This is a genomic window from Arthrobacter oryzae (assembly GCF_003634095.1).
Lineage (GTDB): Bacteria > Actinomycetota > Actinomycetes > Actinomycetales > Micrococcaceae > Arthrobacter > Arthrobacter oryzae.
Window position 1 is genome coordinate 245,520 of the sequence record NZ_RBIR01000003.1, and the last position, 17,545, is coordinate 263,064.

A 17,545-nucleotide genomic window follows, 5' to 3' on the forward strand; every position below is an offset into this window, starting at 1 on the left:
AGCATTCCATGAAGCATGACGTGACTATCGAGATCCCCAAGGGATCCCGCGTCAAGTACGAAGTCGACCACGAGACGGGCCGCGTCCGCCTGGACCGCGTCCTGTTCACGTCGATGCAGTACCCCACCCACTACGGTTTCTTCGAGAACACCCTGGGTGAGGACGGAGATCCGCTGGACGCGCTGGTGCTCCTGCAGGACTTCGACCTCTACCCCGGCGTGATCGTCGAGTCCCGCCCGATCGGCGTGTTCAACATGACCGACGACGGCGGCGGAGACGCCAAGGTCCTGTGCGTTCCGACCGACGCCCGGTTCGACCACATCCAGGAAATCAGTGATGTCAGCGAGTTCCTGATCAGGGAAATCGAGCACTTCTTCACCCGCTACAAGGACCTGGAGCCGGGCAAGTGGGTCAAGGCCGAAGGATGGGGCGACCGTGCCGCGGCCGAAGCCGAACTTGAGGCCTCCATCAAGCGCTACGTTCCGGCAGCCGGACACTGATCGCACCTGCACTCCAACGCGGGGTCATTTACCGCCCATCCGACCTTCCGGAATGGGCCGTAAATGACCCCGCGTTTCTTTAAACGAGGGAGGGCGCAACGGTGAGGACCCTTGGCGTTGACCTCGCTGCGGCCGCGAAGAAGACGGCGGTGGCCGTCGTCGAATGGGCCGACGGGGCGGCGCACCTGGCGCATCTGTCCCTGGACCTCGTCGACGAGGAGATCGTCCGCCTCTTCGGCACCAGCGACATGACGGGGATCGACTGCCCGCTCGGCTGGCCAGACGCCTTCCTGCCCTTCATCGCCGCGCACCTGGCGTTCGACGCCGGGCCGGTGCTCGAGCACGACGGGATCGAGGGCCGCCGACTCCTCGCCTACCGGGACACCGACCGGTTCGTCACGGGCAGAACCGGGCTGATTCCGCTCAGCGTCTCCGCCGACCGCCTGGCGCACCCGGCCATGCGGTGCGCCGTGATCCAGGCCAAGATCGCCCGTGACGCGGGCCCGCAGGCCCGGGACGGATCCGGCCGCCTCGCGGAGGTGTATCCGGCGGCGTCCCTGAAAGGATGGGGGATCCACGCCCGCGGCTACAAGGGACGCGGGGCCCCGGAAACGGAACGGCTGTCCGAGGCCCTGGCGGACCTCACCCTCAAGGCCCCGTGGCTGGACCTGGCGGGCTACCGGGATGACCTCGCGGCGTCCGATGACATGTTTGATGCCCTCATCGCCTCGCTCACGGCCCGCGCCGTCAGCCTGGGGCACACGCTGCGTCCCGACGCCGGCCACGCCGCGGCGGCCCTGAGCGAGGGGTGGATCCATCTGCCGGCCTGCCCGCTCCCGGCCCTCGCGGGCACGTAGCCGGCGACTGTTACGGCCCCGGCGCTGCGGGCCGGGACGCAACTTGCCCCCCAACTAGCACCGGGTAGTGTGGCATCCAGAATGTTCACGCTGACCATCAATCAAACCGACAGCCGGCGCGACGGCGACCGTGTGCCGCAGCTCCTCAAGGACCTGCGGCACATTCCGGCGCGCCTCGATTTCGACCGTTCCGTGGAGGACGAGGTCCAGGGCATCCTGGACTGTCCGCATCAGGCGGTGGAGGCGGCCATGATTGCCCTGCGCAGCGGCAGCTGGTACGTGGGAATCGGGGTTGGCCCGGTGAACGAGCCGCTGCCCAACCAGATCAAGGACGCCTCCGGCCACGGGCTGATCTATGCCCGGCGTGCCGTGGACCGCCTGCGCAACGGAAAGGACCGTGTCCGGGTGGCCGTGGAGGGTCCGCTGGCCGATCTCGCTGCGGAGGCGGAGGCCGTCCTGCGCCTCCTGGGCCACATAGTGCAGGACCGGAGCCAGGCTGAATGGCGGGTGCTGGACCTGCTCACGCCGGGTGTCCGGGGCCAGCAGAAGGCGGTGGCCATGGAGCTCGGGATCACCACCCAGGCCGTGAGCAAGGCCGTGGCCAGGTCCCAGTGGAACGAAGAGCACGCGGCACGCCCCGCGGCGGCCCGGCTTCTGGGCCTCATCCTCGACGTCCGCTAGCCCGCACAGCCCGGTTTAGGGCCGCCCGCCCGCCGTCCTCTGGAGCCGACCCTGCAGGAGGCTGCGAAGCACGGGCGGGGGGACGTCCCCCTAGAGGAGGCTGCGAAGCACGTGCGCGGCGCCGTCGTCGAAGACCGACTTCGTCACTTCATCGGCGGCGGCAATGACCTCCACAGGGGCCTGGCCCATGGCCACGCCCCGGCGCGCCCAAGTCAGCATTTCGATGTCGTTGCGGCCGTCGCCGACGGCGACCGTGCGGTGCGCCTCGATGCTGAGCCGGTCGCGGAGGTGCTCCAGCGCGCTGGCCTTCGTGACACCGGCGGCGGCAATATCCAGCCATGCCGTCCAGCCCACCGAATATGTCACGCCGGCGAGCCCGATGTGGCGGATCGCGGCGTTGAATTCCTCGGGGGTGTTCTCCGAGCTGAAGACCACCACGCGCACGGCGACGGCCTCCAGCATGGTCTGGAAGTCCACGCCGACGGCCTCGACGCCGAAGCTCGCATCCTGGAAGCGTTCCGTGGACAGGAAGTTGCCGTCCGCGTCCTCGAGGGCGTACTTGGCCGAGGGCAGCCGCTTGCGCAAGGCGCGCAGGGCCGGCCCGGGGTCGAAGGTTGCCTTATGCAGGATCTCGTAGCCGTCGGGCAGTCCGGAGTCGACGCGCAGGATCACGCCGCCGTTGGAGCACACGGCGTAGCCGTTCTCGATCCCGATGTGCTCGATCACCGGCAGCGTGGCGTTTAGGGAACGGCCCGTGGCGATCATGACGTGGTGGCCGGCGGCCACGACGGCCTGGGCGGCCTCGCGGACAGTTACCGACATGTGGCCGTCGTGGTCCACGAGAGTACCGTCGACGTCCAGGGCGATCATCAGCTGACTGCCGGCGCCGTTGCTGACGCTCTGGATCCGGGTGGTTTGGATGTGGGCCTCGGCGGTCCGAGCTGCGGTGTTTTCAGTCATGTTGTTCTGGTTTGTGCTGCGCCGGTCATCGTTGCCGGCGACTGAGGATTCAGTCATGGTTGTCATCTCACAAGTAGAGCAGAGACCCCCGGCAGCCGCTAGGACTCACGCCACAGCTGTGCGTGAATTTGCGGTAAACACCAACACCCGGTCGGCGGTGTGAATGTTTACCCCGGCGGCCGCCAAGGACCTGGGCGGTGGTTAAAGGCGGTGGCTGCGAACCCGGGTCAGAGGACGGGGAGGACCGTCATGCCGCCCAGGTACTTCTGCAGGGCGGCCGGGACGTTGACGGACCCATCAGGGTTTTGGTGGTGCTCCAGGATTGCCACGATCCAGCGGGTGGTGGCCAGGGTGCCGTTGAGCGTGGCCACGGCCCGGGTGCCCTTGGGCGCGCCGTCCTCGTTCAGGACACGTTCGCGGATGTTCAGGCGCCGGGCCTGGAAGGTGGTGCAGTTGGAGGTGGATGTCAGTTCCCGGTACGCACCCTGGGTCGGGACCCAGGCCTCGCAGTCGAACTTCCGGGCCGCGGAGTTGCCCAGGTCCCCCGCCGCGGTGTCAATGACGCGGTACGGGATCTCGCACTTGGCCAGCATTTCCTCTTCCCATGCCAGCAGGCGGGCGTGCTCGGCGGCCGCCTCCTCAACCGTGGTGTAGATGAACATCTCGACCTTGTTGAACTGGTGGACCCGGATGATGCCGCGGGTGTCCTTGCCGTGCGAGCCGGCCTCGCGGCGGTAGCACGAGCTCTGGCCCGCGTAGCGGATGGGGCCGCCCGTTAGGTCCAGGATCTCGTCGGCGTGGTAGCCGGCGAGGGCCACTTCCGAGGTGCCCACGAGGTAGAGGTCGTCTTCGGCGAGACGGTAGATCTCGGCGTCGTGCTTGACGTCAAAACCGGTGCCCTGCATGGTTTCCGGGCGGACCAGGGTGGGCGTGATCATGGGCACGAACCCGGCGTCGATGGCCTGCTCCATGGCCATCTGGAGCAGCGCCATTTCCAGCCGCGCGCCGACGCCACGCAGGAAGTAGAAGCGTGAACCGGAAACCTTCGCCCCGCGTTCCATGTCGATCGCCCCGATCAGCTCACCGATCTCCAGGTGGTCCCGGGGCTCGAAGTCGGGGAATTCGCGCGGCGTGCCGACCGTCTTGAGGACCACGTAATCGTCCTCGCCGCCAGCCGGGACGCCGTCCTCAATCAGGTTGGGGATGGTCCGGAGCAGCTCTTCGTGGGCGCTCTGGGCGACGTCGGCCTCGGCCGACGCGGCCTTGACGGAGGCAGCCAAAACCTTGACCTCGGCGAGGAGGGCCTGCTTCTCCTCGCCCTTGGCCTGCGCAACTTTCTTGCCGAACGCGTTCTGTTCCGCCCGCAGGTTCTCGAAGCGGATCAGCGCGGCGCGCCTGGCCGAGTCCGCAGCGATGATCGCGTCCACCGCGGCGTCATCGGCGCCGCGGGCGCGCTGGCTGGCACGGAACTTGTCCGGATTTTCGCTGAGGTCTTTTACGTCGATCACCAGACAAGAGTATCCAATCCGGTCACCGGTGCCGGGCAAGCCGGTCGCGGGGCCCTGGCGGGATACTGTTGGAGCACAATGCGCGACTGGCTGCTCTACCTCGTCATCGCTGGGGTCCTGGCGTTTGCCGTCTCCAGTTGGTGGGGGGTGCGCCGGTTGAAGGCCAAGCACACCCGCAGCGCCGTGTGGGAGGAAACGCACAGCCCGGGCCTGGGCCGTCAGAAAGTCGCCGTCGTCCTCAATCCCATCAAGGCCAGGTCGGCCGAGACTCGGGGACTGGTTGAATCCGCGTGTGCCGCGGCAGGCTGGGAGCCGCCGCGATTCTTCGAAACCACCGCCGAGGACCCCGGTTTCTCGCAGGCGCGCGCCGCTGTGGACAGCGGAGCCGACGTCGTTCTGGCCGGCGGCGGGGACGGCACCGTGCGCGTCGTGGCCGAGGTGCTCGCCGGGACGGGCACGGCCATGGGCCTCATTCCGCTCGGCACCGGCAATCTCTTGGCCCGCAACGTGCATTTGGAGGTCAACGACCTCCAGGGCACCGTGGAGGCGGCCTTGTTCGGGCACCAGCGGTTCATCGATACGGCGCGGATGACGGTGGAGAATTCACGGACCGGGGCATCGGCGCAACACACGTTCCTGGTGATCGCGGGCATGGGCATGGACGCCGAGGTGGTCGGTGACACCCTTGACGGCCTCAAGAAGACCGTGGGCTGGCTGGCGTATACGGAAGCCTGGGTCCGGCACCTTGCGGGGCGCCGGAAGAAGGTCTCGATCGCGCTGGATGACCAGCCCGAGCAGACCCGGAAGATCCGCAGCATCCTGTTCGCGAACTGCGGCCTGATCCCCGGGGGAATAGATTTCATCCCGCAGGCGATGATTGATGACGGGATGCTTGACGTCGTGGTGATGAGCCCGCGCAGTGCGATCGGCTGGCTCGCCATGTACACAAAGATCGTGCTGAAGCACAAAAAGGACCTGCCGGTCATGACGTATTACCGTTCCGGCAAGGTCACCATCCAGTGCTCCGAACCCATGGCCACCCAGGTCGACGGCGATCCCTCCGGCGAGGCCACGAAGGTCACCGTTCAGGTGGCGCCGGGATCCCTGCTGGTCCGGGTCAAGGAGGGCACGGAAGCAGCCAGGTCCGCCGCCGGTGAGGCGGCGGGTTAGGCGCTGGCGGCCTTCTTGGCGTCTGCGGCCTTCTTCGCGTCGGCGGCGGCCTTGGCGGCCCTGGCCTCGGACTGCTCGCGGATCATGGCCTGCTCCTCTTCGAAGCGAAGGCGGTCCGCACGGTCGGCGTCGTCGCCGTCCCAGTCCTGGTTGTCGCCTGACGGCTTGGGATTGACAATCATTCCCTGGCCGTCATTTTCTGTGCTGGTGCCTGACATGGCCCGCTCCCTCCGGTAGAGGATTTCCCCAATATGGATCAGGCAAGCATACGCACAGTTGGTATGGGGTGGAAGTACGCCAGGCGGCATTCGCCTACGCTCTGGGCGAAGCCCCCGGGGTATATTCCGTGACGGCAGATGCGCCGCCCAGTATGTCTTTCACCCACGCATGCGCTGACCGGAATGCCTGGTCCGAGGTATGCGGCGCAACGATCGTCCGGTGGCCGTCGGCGCGACGGTAGGAGCCGAGAAAGCGGGTGGCCGGGCTGATCCGGTGCAGGCCCGCGAGCGCATCGGCCACCCGGGCGTCCGCGACGTGGCCGTCGGCGTCAATGCTGAAGAAGTAATGGCCCAGATACTGCCCGGTCGGCCGGGACTCGATCCGGCTCAGGTTCACGCCGCGGGTGGCGAACTGGTCGAGGATCTCCATGAGCGCGCCGGGCCGGTCCTCGGGCAGCGGCACCACCACGGTGGTCTTGTCCGCTCCGGTGCGGGCCGGGATTTCGCCAGGGCGCCCGACGAGCACGAAGCGGGTGACTGCGCCGGGGTTGTCGCCGATGTTTTCGGCAAGCACTCTCAGTCCCGGTTGCTCGGCGGCCACAATCGGGGCGCAGATTGCGGCGTCGTAGTGGGCGCCGTCGCCGTCGAGCAAGCCCATGGCGGCGGCAGCGGTGGAGGACCCCGGGATGTATTCCGCATTGGGAATATTAGCGTCGACCCAAAGCCGGCACTGGGCCCATGCATGGCCGTGGGTGGAGACCCGCCGGATGTCCCCGATGGCCACGCCCGGCCTGGCCACAAGGACGAAGCTGATGGGGACGAGGGCCTCCCGGATGATCCTGAGTTCCTGGCCGGTGGCTATGGCGTCAAGAGTGGCGGTGACGCCGCCCTCCACAGAGTTTTCGATCGGCACCATGGCGGCGTCGGCCGAGCCATCCCGCACCTTGTCCAGCGCCGTGTTCACATTCGAGGACGGGATGCGGATGGCGTCCGCCGCGCCCGGAACTTGCAGCAGGGCCGCCTCGGTAAAGGTGCCCTCGGGTCCGAGGAACGTGTAAGTGACCGTGGGTGCGGACATCGGCTCTTCCTTCTTCGGTTATAGGATGACGGGCTTGAGGCCGTTGTCGGACACCAGCGGCATGCCGGTCTCGAGCCACTGGTCCATGCCGCCGGCGACATTCATTGCGGAATACCCCATGCCGACGAGCCACTGGGTGGCCCGGTAGGACCGGCCGCCGGTGCGGCAGATGACATAGACGTCCTCATCCGGGTCAAGCTCCTCGATCCGGGCCGGCAGCTGGTCCAGGGGTATGTGCAAGGCGCCCTCGGCGTGGCCCGCTGCCCATTCATAGTCCTCGCGGACATCAAGGATCCTGGCGCCGTCGGGGATGCCGGACACGCTTACGGTCTGGAAGTCGCTCATGTTCGCCCTTTCCGCAGATTTCTAGGTCTCATCCCAGCGTATCCCCCACCGCCGGCCGGGCGGCCCCGGGGGCGGCACGTTACGCTTCTGGGGAGCGCAAAGGAGACCTCATGGCTGCCGAACATCCCGCGGAGCGGTCCGTCCGCGGCGCCGTCCACGGGACATGCCCTCCCCCCGCCGCGACCACCGGGCATAAGCCCGCAGTGCCCTCCCGCTGCTCCCAAGCCTGGGCATGTCCCACGGTGGCGGGGGTCGCCCGGCTCCGGGTACGGCTGGAGCCCGCCTCCCTTGGCTGAAATCCACGAACTCTCCGCCGTCCAGCTGCGCGATGCCCTCCAGGCCGGCGAGCTGTCCGCCCTTCAGGCGACCAATCACTTCCTGGACCGGATCGAGGCCAACAATGCCCGTCTCGGGGCCTTCATCACGGTCACGGCGGCACAGGCGCGGAAGGACGCAGCCGAGGCCGACCGGCAATACGCCCTGCGGGCCCGGCACGGCGGAACGCTACCCCCGTTGCATGGCATGCCGCTCGCGTTCAAGGACCTGACGGATGTGGCGGGGGTGGTGACCACGCACGGGAGCGCCGCCTTGGAGCACAAGCCGGCGCTGGCTGACGGGGCCCTTCCCGCCGCACTGAGGACCGCCGGGGTGGTTTCGCTGGGGAAGACCCAGGTCCCGGAGTTCGGCCTGACCGCCTACAGCGAGAACCGCATCGCCCCGCCGTCGCGCAATCCGCACGCGCTCAGCCGAAGCTCGGGCGGGTCCTCGGGCGGCAGCGCGGCCGCTGTGGGCGCAGGCCTGGTGCCGTTCGCGCCAGGATCCGACGGCGGCGGTTCGGTGCGGATCCCGGCCGCGGCCTGCGGGCTCGTAGGCCTGAAGCCCGGCCGGGGGCTCGTGCCTGCCGGCGAAAGTTCCGGCGATCCCGCCCGGCTCGTAGTTGCCGGCCCACTGGCACGCTCCGCCGCCGATGCCGCCCTGCTGCTCGATTCCCTGGTGCCCGGGCCGGGCCGGGCCGATGCGTCCCAGCATCCTCCGGACGGCCCCGGCGAGGCGGCGCCGCCGGCCGGCAGCTACCTCGAACTGACCGCCCGAGAACCGCGCCGGTTGCGAATCGGAGTGAGCCTAGACAGTCCGTGGCAGGCGATTTTCCCCTTCACCCCCGACCGGGAGGCGCTCAATGCGCTGGCCGACGGCGTCGCCCGGCTGGAGGCGGCCGGCCACGAGACGTCGGAGGCCGCGATTCGCTACGACAACCGCTATCCGGACGCTTTCACCACGGCCTGGACGGCCGGCGTCGGGAGCGCGCGAATCGCACCCCAGCGCGAGGCGCTCCTGACCCCGCTGACCAGGACGTTCCGGCGGCGCGCACAGCACCGCAGCGCGGCCCAACTCAACGAGTCCTTGGAGTTCCTCCGGCAGTTCCAGCGCGACACTCTCGTCCAGTACTCCGGGTGGGACCTCATGATGACGCCGGCTCTGGCACAAACCCCGCGGCCGGTGGGCTGGTTCACCGGCGCAGCCCACGGCGGCGGCTACTGGCCGGCCGCGGAGTGGCCGGGCGACGCCGACGGCGACTACCGCAAACAATGTGAATACGCTCCGTGGTCATCCATGGTGAACGTCTGCGGGCTGCCGGCCATCAGTATTCCAGTGCACTGGACGGGAGGCGCCCAGGGCAACGGCCTGCCGATGGGCATCCAACTGATCGGGCGGATGGGATCCGAGGGCCTGTTGCTGCAGGTGGCCGCCCAGCTCGGGTTTTAGCCTCTGCGCGGCCGTGCGCGGGCCAAGGACATGTCCTTCCTCTCCCGGGCCAGGGGACATGTCCAGTGCTCGTCAGGGACATGCTCAGTCCTTGCCGCGGCCACTGGACACAATGCCATCCTGTCCACCCGCTGGCGCCAAGAATGAGCATGTCCCCTGGGAGAGCCCAGACGAACCGGGCGCGGGTCGCCCTTTCAAATGGACGCTGGCTCCGGCAGGCGGCTATCGTTCACTGCAACCCGACCAGGCCGCGAAAGAGGGTCAATGAAGATCACCGGTGCAGTACTCGAGGAAATCGGCCGCCCGCGCCCCTTCGCCGAGTCCAGGCCCATCAGCATCTCCGAGCTGGACCTGGCGGCTCCCGGGCCCACCGAGATCCTCGTCCGGATGGAGGCCGCCGGGGTCTGCCATTCGGACCTGAGCGTCGTCGACGGCAACCGGGTCCGGCCAGTGCCCATGCTGCTGGGCCACGAGGCGGCCGGCCGGATCGTGGAGGTCGGCTCCGGGGTCACGGACCTGCGGCCCGGGCAGCGCGTGGTCATGTCCTTCCTGCCCCGCTGCGAGCGCTGCGCGAACTGCGCCGAGGACGGCCGGCTGCCCTGCACGGCCGGGTCGCAGAGCAACAACGCCGGCACCCTGCTGCACGGGTCAACGCACTTGAGCCGCGGCGGCGAGCCCGTCCACCACCACCTGGGCGTCTCGGGATTCGCCACCTATGCGGTGGTGGACCGCGCTTCCGCCGTGCCGGTGGGCGACGACGTCCCCGCCGACGTCGCCGCGGTCCTGGGCTGCGCCGTGCTGACCGGCGGCGGCGCGGTGCTCAACGCGGCCCGGCCCCGCCCGCAGGACAGCATCATGATCGTCGGCCTCGGCGGGGTGGGCATGGCGGCGCTCATCACGGCCGTCTCCCAAGGGATCTCGCGGATCATCGCCGTGGACACCCTGGAGCAGAAACTCGATCACGCACGCCGCCTCGGCGCGCATGAAACGTACACCCCGCAGCAGGTCCTCGACGGCGGGGTCAAGGCCAGGTTCGTGATTGAGTGCGCCGGAAATCCGCGCGCCTTCGAGACAGCCTTCGCCGCCACTTCCCCCGGCGGGACCACCGTCACGGCCGGGTTGCCCTCCCCCGATGCCCGCGCGCAGCTGGCGCCGCTCACCGTGACCGCCGAGGCCAGGACGATCGTGGGAAGCTACCTCGGCTCTGCCGTCCCGTCGCGGGACATCCCGCGATACGCCCAGCTGTGGCGGGAGGGGAAGCTGCCGGTCGAGGAGCTGATCTCGGAACGCATTGGCCTCGCCGATATCAACCGGGCCATGGACCGGCTGGCCGACGGCCACGCCATCCGGCAGGTCATCATGTTCGACGCCGGCGGGACCGCCGGGGAGCCCGGCGGCGGGCCCGCCTAGGACGCGGCCGCCCGGTCCGGCGCACGCCGCGCAAATGCGGCGAAAGAGAGGCAAAACACGGTCCGGGTTGCTTGCCTCGGCGATGCTCGAATGTGACAATCGCGCGTCACAATGTCACCATTAAGTAAATGAGCACAACTCATTTATCCAATCCCCCCGCTACAACGCCGGGCGATACATCGTTAACATCCCCCCCTAAGACCCCGGGCGACACATCCTTTTTTGGCCACCCAAAGATGCTGGCCAGCCTTTTCTCCGTAGAAATGTGGGAGCGCTTCTCCTTCTACGGCATGCAGGGAATCCTGCTTTACTACATGTACTTCACGGCCGCCCAGGGTGGCCTCGAGATTCCCAAGGCCTTGGCGGCCGGCCTCGTCGGCGCCTACGGCGGCGGCGTCTACCTCTCCACCATCCTCGGCGCCTGGCTCGCGGACCGGCTCTTCGGGTCCGAGCGGGTGCTGTTCGGCGCGGCCATCCTGATCATGGCCGGCCACGTCGCACTGGCCCTCGTGCCCGGCATCCCCGGCCTCATCGCCGGCCTGGTGCTGGTGGGCGTCGGTTCCGGCGGACTGAAGGCCAACGCCACCGCCCTCGTCGGCAGCCTTTACGGCGAGAAAGATGAGCGCCGCGACGCCGGATTCTCAATCTTCTACATGGGCATCAACGCCGGCGCCCTGATCGGCCCGCTGGTCACCGGCTGGCTTCAGGAAAGCCAGGGCTTCCACTGGGGCTTCGGCGCCGCCGCCGTCGGCATGGCCATTGGCCTGGTCGTCTACTCCCTGGGCCGCAAGAAGCTGCCGGCAGAGGCACAGCGTGTGCCGAACCCCCTGCCCGCCGCCCAGCGCACCCGCTACGGCCTGATCTTCGCCGGCATCGCCGTGATCATCGCCGTGCTCCTCATGACCGGCACTGTGAACCCCAAGAACCTGGCCATGTCCATGGCCTACGCGGCCATTGGCGCGTCCGTTCTGTACTTCGCCCTGATCTTCAAGAGCAAGAAGATCACCCCCACCGAGCGCGGACGGGTGGCGGCGTTTATCCCGCTGTACATCGCCTCGGCCGCGTTCTGGGCCCTGTTCCAGCAGCAGTTCACCTTCATCGCCGTGTACTCGGAGGAGAAGCTGGACCGGAACCTCTTCGGCTGGGAAATGCCGGCCGCGTGGGTCCAGTCCATCAACCCGGTGTTCATCATCATCTTCGCCGGCATCATGGCTGCGCTGTGGACCCGGCTCGGCCGCAAGCAGCCCGGCTCGGCGCTGAAGTTCTCCATCGGCCTGTTCGTGATGGGCTTGGCCTTCCTTGCCTTCATCCCGCTCTCCGGCGACGGCAAGACGCCGCTGCTGGCCCTGGCCGGAATCCTGCTGCTGTTCACGCTGGCGGAACTGTTCCTGTCCCCCATCGGCCTCTCGGTGACCACCAAGCTGGCGCCGAAGGCCTTCCACACCCAGATGGTGGCGCTGTTCTTCCTGTCCGTGTCCCTGGGCACCACGCTGGCCGGCATCCTGTCCGGCCTGTACAACCCGCAGGATGAGCTGCCTTACTTCATCGGTGTGGGCGGAACCGCGATCCTGCTGGCCGTCGGCATGGCAGCTGCCTCGCCGGCGATCAAGAAGCTCATGGGCGGCGTACGCTGACCCGATGAACCCCGCACATCGCGTCCCGGTTGCTTCGCGCGTCTACACCCCCGCCCCCGGCGGGGCGTCCGACGTCGAACATATGCCGGCGGGCGATGTCACCGATGGTGTGGTGCGGGTGGGCGGAACTATCCGCCGCCCGCACCAGCCGCAATCTTTCGCCGTGGGCGAGTACCTGGACTGGCTGGAGGACTCCGGCTTTCACGGTTCCCCGCGTTTCCTGGGCCGCGACGCACAGGGCCGGGACGTCCTGACCTTTGTACCGGGACAGTGCGCCGGGGCCTCACCGGAAGCCTGGGTGCAGTCCGAGGACCTGCTGGCCTCCGTGGCCCGCCTGGTGCGGCGGCTGCATACCGCCTCGGCCGGGTATGTGCCGGAGGCCCACCCGTTCCCGCGCAGTCCGTTTCCGAGCAGGCCGTTTCCGAGCAGGCCGGGCCGGCCCAACCCCTCTGACGCTGCCGGGCTCGTCTGCCACCTGGATGTGACACCGCAGAACGTGGTGGTCCGGGACGGCCAGGCCGCGGGGCTGGTGGATTTCGATCTCGCCGGCCCCGCCACCGCACTGCACGATTCACTCAACACCGCCATGCACTGGGTTCCGCTCCGCGACCCCGCCGACGCCTGGCCCGGGTGGGAGGACCAGGACCCGTTCCGCCGGCTGCGCATCTTCGCCGACGCCTACGGCTGGACGGAGGAGGAACGACGCCGTGTGCCCGGCGCCGGGATCGAGGCCGCGGCGCTGAGCTACGAGCGGATGCGGCACAACGCCGCGACCCTGGGCGGAGGCTGGGCCCGGATGTGGCAAGACGGCGTGGGCGGCCTCATCAACCGCCGGCGCGCATGGCTGGAAGCCAACGCCCTGCCGCTCGTGGCCGCGCTGACACACTGAAACCCCGGCCCGGCCGGACGCGTCAACCGCTGTTGCGCACGCTGCCGAGGACCATGCCGAAGACAATCAGCACCAGGACCGTGATGGCGATGCCCACGTACCCCATCACCAGTCCGGCGATGGCCATGCCCCGGCCGGCCGGTTCGCGCCGCAGGGCCAGATGCCCCAGGATGACGGCGGCCAGCTGCGGGAGCAGGAAGAACCCGAATCCCACCAGCGCGGCGATCCCGCAACACATGCTGGCGATGCTCAAGGCCTTGGGCGCCGCCGGCGCACCGTAATACGCGGGCTGGCCGTAGGCGTTCGGGCTGCCGGGCTGGGCGTACGGCGACGGTTGGACGTACGGCTGGCCGTAGGCCGCGTCGCCGGAACCGTACGGCGGCCGGCCGGAGTCGCCGTAAACCGGGGGGTAGGGGCTTGAAAACTGGCCGCGGTCCGGCTGCGGCTCGCCGGGGTGCCCGCCCTGGTAGGGCTGCTGCGGGGGTTCGGACTCGGACTGCGCGAACTGCTCCGTCGCCGGGTGCTCCGTCGCCGGGTGACCCGCGTCCTGACCGGCGTCCTGACCCGCAGGCGGCGTCGGCGGGGCCGGCTGCTGCGACGCATCCTGCCGGTAGTCCGGGAGCCGAAGCGTCGGCTGGTAACCCTCTGGCGTCTCGCCCGTGCCAGGCTCGTTTTTCCCTTGTTGTGGCTGATCAGTCATCTCATGTCCCCTCACGAAGTCCCTGGGTCCAGCGTACCGCCGCAGCCCTGCGATGGGACGGCCCTGATCTGCGGCTTTCTCGCGTCACAGGAGCGGGTTTGACGCGAAACCATGTTGCACCCCGTCGTCGTCTGGCATGCTGGTGCCATGGCTAGCCGCGCGGGCACAGTTGCCCAACCCCAAGACCTTGTTGACCTCACTGCGCTCCTGGATGCGTACTACGACGTTTCGCCGGATCTCACGGACCCGGGCCAGCGGGTGGCCTTCGGCACCTCCGGGCACCGCGGATCGAGCCTGAAGGCTTCCTTCAACGAACCCCATATCCTCGCCATCACGCAGGCGATCGTGGAATACCGGGCGGGCCAGGGCATCACCGGCCCCCTGTACATGGCAAAAGACACCCATGGCCTGAGCGAGCCGGCGCAGAACTCCGCGCTCGAAGTGCTGGCGGCCAACGGCGTACACGTCCTCATCGACGCCCGCCATGGCTACACGCCCACCCCTGCCCTGAGCCACGCCATCCTGACCCACAACCGCAACGCGGCCCCTGGTGCGCCGCAGGCTGACGGGATCGTCGTCACCCCCAGCCACAACCCTCCCGGCGACGGCGGGTTCAAGTACAACCCTCCGCACGGCGGCCCCGCGGACACCGACGCCACGGGCTGGATCGCCAACCGCGCCAACGAACTGCTCGAAAACGGCCTGCGCGGCGTCAAGCGGATCCCCGTGGCGGATGCCCTCGCGGCCGGAACCACCGGCAAGTTCGACTTCCTCAGCAGCTATGTGGATGACCTGCCGTCCGTGCTGGACCTGAACGCGATCCGCGACGCCGGCGTCCGCATCGGCGCGGACCCCATGGGCGGGGCGTCGGTGGACTACTGGGGTGAGATCGGCGAACGCCACCACCTCAACCTGACCGTGGTGAACCCGACGGTCGACCCGCAGTGGGCCTTCATGACCCTGGACTGGGACGAGAAGATCCGGATGGACTGCTCCTCGCCGTCGGCGATGGCGTCGCTGATCAACAGGATGGCTGCTGGTGCGGACGGGTCCGCACCCTTCGACGTCGCCACCGGCAACGACGCCGACGCCGACCGCCACGGGATCGTCACGCCGTTTGTTGACGGACAGGGCGGGCTGATGAACCCGAACCACTACCTCGCCGTCGCCATCGATTACCTGTACCGGCACCGCACGGGCTGGAACCCGCAGTCCGTGATCGGCAAGACCCTCGTGTCCTCCTCGATCATCGACCGGGTGGCCGAGAGCCTGGGCCGCAAGCTCGTGGAGGTCCCCGTCGGCTTCAAGTGGTTCGTTCCGGGCCTGCTGTCCGGCGAGGGGGCTTTTGGCGGAGAGGAATCCGCGGGCGCGTCCTTCAACAAGATGGACGGCAGTGTCTGGACCACCGACAAGGACGGCATCCTTCTGGCGCTGCTGGCCTCGGAGATCACGGCCGTCACGGGCCAGTCGCCCTCACAGCTCTACAAGGGCCTCACGGACCGGTTCGGCGACCCTGTGTATGCGCGGATCGACGCCGCCGCCACGCGGGAGCAGAAGGCCGCACTGGGCAAGCTCTCGCCGTCGGACGTCACCGCCACCGAGCTGGCCGGCGAAACTATCACCGCCAAACTGACGGAGGCGCCGGGTAACGGCGCCGCGATCGGCGGCCTGAAGGTGGTTACCGAAAACGCCTGGTTCGCGGCGCGGCCCTCCGGCACGGAGGACGTCTACAAGATCTACGCCGAGTCCTTCAAGGGTGCCGAGCACCTCAAGCAGGTCCAGGCCGAGGCGAAGGCGCTGGTGGACGGCGTTATTTCCTAGCTCCACCGCCGGACGCCAATACGGCGCGGTCCCTGCCAAGCGTCTTTGCCTGGTAGAGGGCCGCGTCGGCCGAGGCCACTGCAGCGTCGAGGCTGCCCGGTCCGGCGTCGGCGGCCGCAATACCGTAGCTGACGGTGGGCAGGCGCGGAATGATTTCTGAACCGGATTGCTGGAGCCGGGTGCTGATGTCGGCCGCGATTTCCCGGGCCCGTTCGGGTGTGACGCCGGGCAGCAGGAGGATGAATTCCTCGCCGCCGTACCGGCCGACGAGGTCCGTGGAGCGGACGGTTCCCGCGCAGGCACGGGCAAAGGCCTGTAGGGCGGTGTCTCCGGCGGGGTGGCCGAACTGGTCGTTGATGGCCTTGAAATGGTCCAGGTCGGCGAGGATGACCGACGCCGTGGTTCCGGTCCCGCGCAGGCGGCGCAGTTCGTTCTCCGCGAGGTCCAGGAAGGCCGAGCGGTTGAGCAGGCCGGTGAGGCCGTCCACGGTGGCGCGTGCGCGCAGATCGGTGGTTTGTTGTTCGTAGCTCAGCTCGGCCATCGTGAACGAGGCGACCACGAGCGTGACTGCCGTGAAGACGGTCATCGGAGCGGAACCGAAGGCCGCCGCAAAGACCGCCCCGTCCGGCCCGTCCGCCAGGAAAGCGACGAGGCGGCCCAGGTAGAAGACGGCCAGGATGCCGGCACCGACGGCGAGGGGCCGGTGGACGCGCGAGTAGCCGCGTTCGAGCAGGAACAGCTCCCGGGAACCCAGCCCGATCAGGATGGCCATGAGCGCCAGATAGACCGGCCCGCCCGCCCACACGTTGGTGGCCGGATGGTCAAGAACGGAAGCGACGGCTGTAATGGCGGGCCCGGCCGCGAGCTGCCAGAGAGGGAGCGCGGGAGCCCGCAGCGAGCGGCCGCCGGCCCAGATGCTGGCCGCGCCGGTGACCAGCAGGACGTTGCCTGCGGGGTTGGCCCAGGCCTGGTATGCCGTCCCGGACAGCATGTACGCGGCGTTGCCGACGAGGAACAGCAGGAGGGCCATGCACCACCAGCCGCTGTAGGCAGACCGGGTGCGCCGGAAGGTTATGAAGTAGAACAGCAGCAGCAGCGTGAGATCGACCAGCGCCAAGGCAACCCGCAGTGTCCCCGTGTCAAGCATCATCTAGTGGCCCCCCGGTCCGCTCTTAATTTGCCCGCAATGCGTCACCTCGCCGTCGTGTATCCGCCGCAGAAGCGACGAACAACCGTCGAAGTTGACCCAAGTATGGCACCCGCCGAGGGGAAAGCACGCCGGGGGTTCCCCATATGACGTGCGGCAGGAGGTCCCCTGCCATTCCGGGCCCTAAGCCGGGTGTTGGGTCCACAGCTTGAGGACCCGCCGGGTGGCGTGGCCGCCGTCGGGCGCCATGTCCACGAGCGCTATCCGGTCCAGCACAACCGTGTCGCCCTCATGGAGCCGTTTGTCCCCGTGGTGGGAGACATGCGGCCGGTACCCTGTCAGGGTGAAGGCGGGCGTGGAGATCCTGCCCGGCAGTTCCTGGACGATCCGGACCAGGGCGTCGTGCAGCGACTGCAGCCCGGCGCTGGGCTCAATCAGGTTGACCGGGATGGACCCGGCCCGCCCGAACCCCGCTTCTCCGCCTACGACCACTTGGCATCCCAGCGCTGCGGCCACGGGCTCGGTCATGATGGTGGCGATTTTCTCCGCCAGCTGATCGCCGGGCCCGGGCGCTCCACCCGGCGCATCGCCGGCTTCAGGTTCCGGCCCGGCGGCCGCAGTCGCCGCGGCGGCCGCAGTTGTGTCACTCTGGCGGGGCTCGACGACGTCGAACTTCACCAGGGTGATGTGCAGCGGCCAGTCGTCACGGGGAAACTCGAGCCCCTCGGTTACCGGTTCCACAAAGGCCACCGCGATCAGGTTCCGCATGGGAAAAGTGTGCCACGCCGCGGCCACAACCTTCGGCGCCCGCCATCGGACGGCCGGCACGAACGCACTGCGCCGGAGCCCAAAGTGCGGACTAA

17 protein-coding genes are annotated in these 17,545 nt (G+C 68.6%); 9 read left to right on the top strand and 8 right to left on the bottom strand.

Going from position 1 to position 17,545, the window contains the following annotated elements:
- Nucleotides 1–8: 8 nt before the first annotated feature.
- The 3 genes from C8D78_RS08785 to C8D78_RS08795 all read left to right on the top strand — a co-directional run bounded on the left by C8D78_RS08785 (nucleotide 9) and on the right by C8D78_RS08795 (nucleotide 2,038).
- Nucleotides 9–500, top strand: a complete 492-nt coding sequence (locus tag C8D78_RS08785) for an inorganic diphosphatase (protein WP_120952488.1) — start codon at nucleotides 9–11, stop codon at nucleotides 498–500.
- Nucleotides 501–601: 101 nt separating this feature from the next.
- Complete coding sequence (locus C8D78_RS08790; RefSeq protein WP_120952491.1) at nucleotides 602–1,357, top strand: DUF429 domain-containing protein; 756 nt, start codon at nucleotides 602–604, stop codon at nucleotides 1,355–1,357.
- Nucleotides 1,358–1,438: 81 nt separating this feature from the next.
- Nucleotides 1,439–2,038, top strand: coding sequence for a hypothetical protein (locus C8D78_RS08795; RefSeq protein ID WP_120952493.1), 600 nt, complete (start codon nucleotides 1,439–1,441; stop codon nucleotides 2,036–2,038).
- A gap of 90 nt (nucleotides 2,039–2,128) precedes the next feature.
- Here the strand turns inward: C8D78_RS08795 and C8D78_RS08800 are convergent, their stop codons facing one another.
- Nucleotides 2,129–3,064, bottom strand: a complete 936-nt coding sequence (locus C8D78_RS08800) for an HAD family hydrolase (protein ID WP_120952496.1) — start codon at nucleotides 3,062–3,064, stop codon at nucleotides 2,129–2,131.
- A 161-nt stretch (nucleotides 3,065–3,225) separates the two neighbouring features.
- Nucleotides 3,226–4,506 (bottom strand): serine--tRNA ligase, encoded by a 1,281-nt coding sequence (gene serS / locus C8D78_RS08805; protein ID WP_120952498.1) that lies wholly within the window; start codon nucleotides 4,504–4,506, stop codon nucleotides 3,226–3,228.
- Between the two features lie 78 nt (nucleotides 4,507–4,584).
- On the opposite strand from serS, the gene C8D78_RS08810 reads away from it, so the two are divergent.
- Nucleotides 4,585–5,676, top strand: coding sequence for a diacylglycerol/lipid kinase family protein (locus C8D78_RS08810; protein ID WP_120952501.1), 1,092 nt, complete (start codon nucleotides 4,585–4,587; stop codon nucleotides 5,674–5,676).
- Here the strand turns inward: C8D78_RS08810 and C8D78_RS08815 are convergent.
- The 3 genes from C8D78_RS08815 to C8D78_RS08825 form a co-directional block, all read right to left on the bottom strand.
- Nucleotides 5,673–5,894, bottom strand: coding sequence for a hypothetical protein (locus C8D78_RS08815; RefSeq protein WP_120952504.1), 222 nt, complete (start codon nucleotides 5,892–5,894; stop codon nucleotides 5,673–5,675). The two genes, C8D78_RS08810 and C8D78_RS08815, sit on opposite strands and share 4 nt — an antisense overlap.
- A gap of 94 nt (nucleotides 5,895–5,988) precedes the next feature.
- Nucleotides 5,989–6,972, bottom strand: coding sequence for a prephenate dehydratase (pheA, locus tag C8D78_RS08820; protein WP_120952507.1), 984 nt, complete (start codon nucleotides 6,970–6,972; stop codon nucleotides 5,989–5,991).
- An 18-nt stretch (nucleotides 6,973–6,990) separates the two neighbouring features.
- Complete coding sequence (locus tag C8D78_RS08825; RefSeq protein ID WP_120952510.1) at nucleotides 6,991–7,317, bottom strand: rhodanese-like domain-containing protein; 327 nt, start codon at nucleotides 7,315–7,317, stop codon at nucleotides 6,991–6,993.
- A 288-nt stretch (nucleotides 7,318–7,605) separates the two neighbouring features.
- Here C8D78_RS08825 and C8D78_RS08830 point away from each other — a divergent pair, with 288 nt between their 5' ends.
- The 4 genes from C8D78_RS08830 to C8D78_RS08845 all read left to right on the top strand — a co-directional run bounded on the left by C8D78_RS08830 (nucleotide 7,606) and on the right by C8D78_RS08845 (nucleotide 13,014).
- Complete coding sequence (locus C8D78_RS08830; RefSeq protein WP_120952513.1) at nucleotides 7,606–9,081, top strand: amidase; 1,476 nt, start codon at nucleotides 7,606–7,608, stop codon at nucleotides 9,079–9,081.
- 264 nt (nucleotides 9,082–9,345) lie between these two features.
- Entirely contained in the window at nucleotides 9,346–10,491 is a 1,146-nt protein-coding gene (locus C8D78_RS08835; RefSeq protein WP_120952516.1) for an alcohol dehydrogenase catalytic domain-containing protein, read from the top strand.
- A 128-nt stretch (nucleotides 10,492–10,619) separates the two neighbouring features.
- On the top strand, nucleotides 10,620–12,125 hold the full coding sequence (locus tag C8D78_RS08840) for a peptide MFS transporter (protein WP_120952519.1): 1,506 nt from the start codon (nucleotides 10,620–10,622) through the stop codon (nucleotides 12,123–12,125).
- Between the two features lie 4 nt (nucleotides 12,126–12,129).
- Complete coding sequence (locus C8D78_RS08845; RefSeq protein ID WP_120952522.1) at nucleotides 12,130–13,014, top strand: phosphotransferase; 885 nt, start codon at nucleotides 12,130–12,132, stop codon at nucleotides 13,012–13,014.
- A 22-nt stretch (nucleotides 13,015–13,036) separates the two neighbouring features.
- Here the strand turns inward: C8D78_RS08845 and C8D78_RS08850 are convergent, their stop codons facing one another.
- Nucleotides 13,037–13,714 carry a DUF4190 domain-containing protein gene (locus tag C8D78_RS08850; RefSeq protein ID WP_120952525.1) on the bottom strand — a complete coding sequence of 226 codons (678 nt, stop codon included), beginning with the start codon at nucleotides 13,712–13,714 and terminating at the stop codon, nucleotides 13,037–13,039.
- Nucleotides 13,715–13,861: 147 nt separating this feature from the next.
- Here C8D78_RS08850 and pgm point away from each other — a divergent pair, with 147 nt between their 5' ends.
- On the top strand, nucleotides 13,862–15,535 hold the full coding sequence (gene pgm, locus C8D78_RS08855) for a phosphoglucomutase (alpha-D-glucose-1,6-bisphosphate-dependent) (protein WP_120953272.1): 1,674 nt from the start codon (nucleotides 13,862–13,864) through the stop codon (nucleotides 15,533–15,535).
- On the opposite strand, the gene C8D78_RS08860 is transcribed toward pgm, so the two are convergent.
- Both C8D78_RS08860 and C8D78_RS08865 read right to left on the bottom strand, forming a co-directional pair.
- Nucleotides 15,525–16,685: a GGDEF domain-containing protein gene (locus tag C8D78_RS08860; protein ID WP_120952528.1), complete on the bottom strand. Its 1,161-nt coding sequence runs from the start codon at nucleotides 16,683–16,685 to the stop codon at nucleotides 15,525–15,527. The two genes, pgm and C8D78_RS08860, sit on opposite strands and share 11 nt — an antisense overlap.
- 180 nt (nucleotides 16,686–16,865) lie before the next feature.
- Nucleotides 16,866–17,450: a 2'-5' RNA ligase family protein gene (locus C8D78_RS08865; protein ID WP_120952531.1), complete on the bottom strand. Its 585-nt coding sequence runs from the start codon at nucleotides 17,448–17,450 to the stop codon at nucleotides 16,866–16,868.
- Nucleotides 17,451–17,545 lie beyond the last annotated feature (95 nt).